The sequence below is a fragment of the Phenylobacterium sp. genome (assembly GCF_035276905.1).
In the GTDB taxonomy this organism is placed as follows: domain Bacteria; phylum Pseudomonadota; class Alphaproteobacteria; order Caulobacterales; family Caulobacteraceae; genus Phenylobacterium.
Genome location: NZ_DATELG010000098.1, coordinates 1 through 4,660, shown reverse-complemented (window position 1 = coordinate 4,660; position 4,660 = coordinate 1). Strand labels below are relative to the sequence as shown.

The 4,660-nt window shown below is 74.8% G+C and carries 2 protein-coding genes; both read right to left on the bottom strand.

Features of this window, described 5'->3' with window-relative positions:
- A partial coding sequence (addA, locus tag VJS38_RS04310; protein ID WP_324086918.1) for a double-strand break repair helicase AddA occupies nt 1-2,918 on the bottom strand: 2,918 nt, incomplete at its 3' end.
- The coding region (gene addB, locus VJS38_RS04305) for a double-strand break repair protein AddB (RefSeq protein WP_324086917.1) at nt 2,885-4,660 on the bottom strand (1,776 nt) is incomplete at its 5' end. The genes addB and addA, both read right to left, overlap by 34 nt.

Sequence of the window (4,660 nt, the reverse complement as noted above, 5' to 3'; positions counted from 1 at the left end):
AGGTCCGACGGCGAGGCGTAGCGGGCGAAGGCCTCGGCGCGCGGATCCTCGGCGATCCAGGCGGGGACCGCGTGCTCTCGCGCCGCGGCGGCGCCGGCGCGGCCGAGCGGCTCGGGATCGGGCCCGTAGCGGCGGATGTCGGCCCCGGCGCTGGCGGCGGTGCGTACATGCGGCTCTATGCCCGCGTGGGCGAAGCCGTCGCGGATCGCCGCCCACCAGCCCTTGAGGTTTTCCTCCTTGCGGTTCGCCGGCCGCTTGCCGCAGATCACCAGCCGCTCGCGGGCGCGGGTCAGCGCGACATAGAGCAGGCGCAGCGCCTCCTCCTCCTCCTTCTGGACCCGCAGCGCGCGGGCCGCCGCGGAGGCCGCGCAGTCGCCCTTGCCCGAGGCGCACCACAAAAAGCCGCCGTCCGGCGTCTCCATCAGCGGCGAGCCGCGCGGGCTCTGCTGGCTGGTGGTCTCCGGCAGGAAGACGATCGGCGCCTCGAGGCCCTTGGCGCCGTGGGCGGTCATCACCCGCACCTCGTCGCGCCCGCCCTCCAGCTCGCGCTTCACGACGATGTCCAGCCTGGCGAAGTCGGCGGCGAGGGTCTCCAGGTCGTGCACGCCGCGCTGCTCGGCCGCCAGCACCTGGGCCAGGAACTCCTCCAGCGCGTCCTCGGCCTCCGACCCCAGCCGGCGCAGCAGGCGCGCGCGCATCGACCGGCCGCCGGCGTCCTTGCGGGCCAGCGCCTGGGCATAGAACTCGAACGGCCGCCCGCCTGGGCCGTGATCGGCGATCCAGCCGAGGAAGTCGGCCGCCGCCGCCCATTCCGGGACCTCCCCGGCGCGCCGCCGCAGCCTGGCCCACAGCCCCTCCGATCGCCGGTCGTGGGCGAGGCGATAGAGCCCCTCGTCCTCCAGGTCGCAGAACGGGCTGCGCAGCAGGGCCGCCAGCGTCAGCTCGTCGTCCGGGAAGAGGGCGAAGCGGGCCAGCGCCAAAAGGTCGTCGAAGACGATGTGCTGCGACAGCGCCAGCCGGTCGGCGCCGGCGACCGGCACGCCCTCCTGCTTCAGCGCGCGCAGGATCTCCTCGAACAGCGGCCCGCGCTTGCGGACCAGGATCAGCACGTCGCCGAAGGTCGCCGGGCGCCACTCGCGGCCGTCCGGCAGGCCGCGGTCGAACACGGCGTCGCCGCGCTCGACGGTCTCGCGGATCTCGCGGGCGATGGCGCGGGCCAGCTGCTTGTTGGCGCTGCCCGCGGCCTCCATGTCGAGCGGCGCGGTCCAGGCGGTGCGCTCCGGGACCTGCGGCTCCTCGACCAGCGGCCAGAGGTCGACGCAGCCGCGGTGGCCCTCGCGCATGGCCGGGTGCGAGGCGGCCTCGGCCGTCGGCGGCACGCCCGCGGCGAAGACCGCGTCGACGAAGCTCAGCACCTCGCCGGTCGATCGCCATGAGGCCCGAAGCGGCGCCAGCTCCGCGCGCCGGCCGGCCGCCCGGATCTCCTCGACATAGCGGGCGGTCTCGCTGACCAGCCGCGCCGGATCGGCGCCCTGGAAAGAGTAGATCGACTGTTTCTCGTCGCCGACGACGAACAGGGTCCGCTCCAGCCCGGCCCCGCGAGGTCGCCCTTCGCCCGCGAAGAACTCTCCTGTCAGCGCCCGGACGATGTCCCACTGGTCGGGCGCGGTGTCCTGGGCCTCGTCGACCAGGATGTGGTCGACGCCGCCGTCGAGCTTGAAGAGCACCCAGGCGGCGGCCTGCCTGGCGGTGAGCAGCGCCTTGGTCTTCTCGATCAGGTCGGCGAAGTCGAGGGCGCCGAACGCCCGCTTCTCGACGCCGTGGAAGGCGAGGTAGGTCGCCGCCAGCCGCAGCGCATCGAGCGTGCTGACCGCGATCTTCGCCCCGCGCAGCCGCTGGCGGGCGTCCTCCAGCCGGTCCTGCTCGGCGAGCAGACGCGCGCGCAGGCCCTCGTGCCCGGCCAGGCCCTTGGTGGCGCCGCACCACTTGGCCGGGGCGCCCTCGCCGCCCTCGGTGAAGAGGGCGCCCAGCATGTCGGCGAGGCCGGCCCGACTGTCGGCGGCGACCGAGGCCATCAGGCCGGCGCATTTCTGGTCCTGCTTGCCGCCACGGGAGAGCACCTGGGCGGTCTCGCGCCAGAAGGCGCGGTCGAAGCCGCGGACGGCCTCAGCCTCCACGGCCTCCGGCGTCGCGCCGGGGGCAAGGCCGACGGTCGCCCAGACCCAGGCGTCCGCTCCGCCGAGGGCCGCGACCCGGTCGAAGAAGTCCTGCAGCTTGCCGCGGCGCGCTTCGAAGTCGAGGAACATCTGCTGGAAGGAGCCGAAGTCCAGCTCGACCGACATCCGCGCATAGGCCTCGGCCAGCGGGCCTGCGCCGTGCATGGCGCGTTCGGCGACCGCGGCGCGGGCGGCGGCGGCCACCGCGGCGCTGACGGCGTCGTCCATCACCCGAAATCCCGGCGACACTCCAGCTTCAAGCGGGAAGCGCCGCAGCAGCTTCTCGCAGAACGCGTGGATGGTCTGGATCTTCAGGCCGCCCGGCGTCTCCAGCGCCTGGGCGAACAGGGCGCGGGCGTCGGAGAGCCGGCCCGCGTCGTATGCGTCCGTGCGGCGGCCCTCGAGATCGGCGAGTTCGCGGGTCAGGCGCGCGTCGGGCATGACCGACCAGTCGCCGAGCCGGCGGTAGAGCCTGCGCTGCATCTCCGCCGCGGCGGCCTTGGTGTAGGTGACGCAGAGGATGGTCTCGGGCTTGGCGCCGTCGAGCAGCAGCCGCGCCACCCGGTCGATCAGGGTCTTGGTCTTGCCCGAGCCGGCGTTGGCGCGGACGAAGGCCGACAGCCGCGGGTCGGCGGCGGTGCGCTGCGGGTCGGCGATCAGGTGGACGGTCACGCCTCGCCCTCCTCGCCGCTGGTCGACCATTCGAAGACCCGGGCCAGGTGGTCGTAGTCGCCGTGGTGCTGGCGCACGAACTGCGGCGCGGTGCGCGAGACGTAGGCCTGGGCCGGGTCGAAGTAGCGGCGCAGAAGCTGGGCTAGGCCCGCCATCGCCTCGTCCGCCGCCTGGGCGCTGTCGGGAATCTTCTCGCCGGCGCCGCCGGGCAGGGCGCGCAGCTCCTCGCGGCCGGCGGGCTTGCGGCCGGTGACCTCCAGATAGGTCAGCTCGCCGGGCTTCAGCCGGCCGATCGTCTCGAACCCGCCCGCCGCCAGGATGGCGGCGGTCAACGTCAGCTGGGGAGAAAAGCCGGTGTCGACCATCTTCTGTGACGGAGCCCTGCCGGTCTTGTAGTCGAGGATGTGGCCATGGCCGTCGGGGTCGGCCTCGATGCGGTCGGCCTTGGCGGTGAGGGTGAAGGCGTGGCCGTCGACCATGATCGCCAGCCGGCCCTCCTGCTCCACGTGCAGGGCCCGCCCGTCGGCGCGGCGCACCCGCTCCAGCTCGGCGACCCAGGCGGCGGCCTCGCGGGCGAGCGCCGCCTCGCGCGCCAGGCCTTCGCTTGGCATGCCGGCGCCTCGCAGCGCCTGCAGATAATACCCGGAAAAAATCTCCGCGGCGTCGGCGGGCAGCTCGCGCGGGAACTCGACCGAGAAGCGCTCGAAGGCGGCGTGGATCGCCGTGCCGCGGGCGCGCGCTTCGACCGGCTCGTCCGGCCGCTCCATCGGAAAGAGCTTGAGGATGTCGCGCGCCCAGACCGAATAGGGATCGCGTGTCAGGGCCTCGATCCGGGTCACGGCCATCTTGATCGGCCGGTGCTCGACCGGCGGGCAGGGGGCGGGGCGCTTCGCAGGGGTGTAGCCGTCGGGCGCGTCGAGGCCGCGCGCCCAGGCCAAGAGCTCGGGGCGCTCGGGGATGGCGACGCCGGCCCCGCGAGCCAGGGTCTCCAGCCGCCACAGCCAGCGCGACTTCACCGCCGGCTGGGCGTCGCGGCGCTCGGCGTGCAGCAGCACCACCTCGGGCGCGCAGGCGGCCTGGGCGAAGTCGTGGGCCGACAGGCCGATCCGCCGCTCGGGCGAGGGCAGGCCCAGCCGCTCGCGCATCGGCCGCGACAGGAAGGGATCGATCGGCGCGCCGCGCGGCCAGACGCCCTCCTCCAGGCCCGCCAGCACCAGCCGGTCGGCGCGAACCAGCCTGGCCTCGATGGCGCCCAGGATGCGCAGGCGCGGCTGGGTCGCGCCGCCGACGCGGACCGTCTCGCCCTGCATCAGCTGCTCCAGCAGGTCGGCGTAGGCCCGCGCGCCGGTGGGCGGCAGGGCCCCGCCTTCGCCGATCAGCCCGGCCAACAGCCGGCTCATCGCCTCGCCGCCGTGGCCGCTCCAGAGCTCGCCGAGCGCGCCGTCCGCGTCGCGGGCGAGAGCCTCGAGGGTCTCGACGAGGATGCGGGTGGCGTTGGCGGGGGAGGCTCGCAGACCAAGATGCTCCCCCTCCGGCCCGTCGGGCCACCTCCCCCAAGGGGGGAGGATCTTGGCCAGCGGCGCAAACGTCGCCTTCAGCCGCGCCAGCAGCGCCTCGGCCGCGTCGACCTCCGCGCCCTTCGCCGGCGACTTCTCCCGCGCCGCAACGAGCTTCGCCGCCAGCGCGTCCCAGTCCTCGGCCCGCGCCCCGCGCAGGCCGAGGCGCTCCAGCGCCTCGCGCTGGCGGGCGAGGTCGGCGGCGGGCAGGCCCAG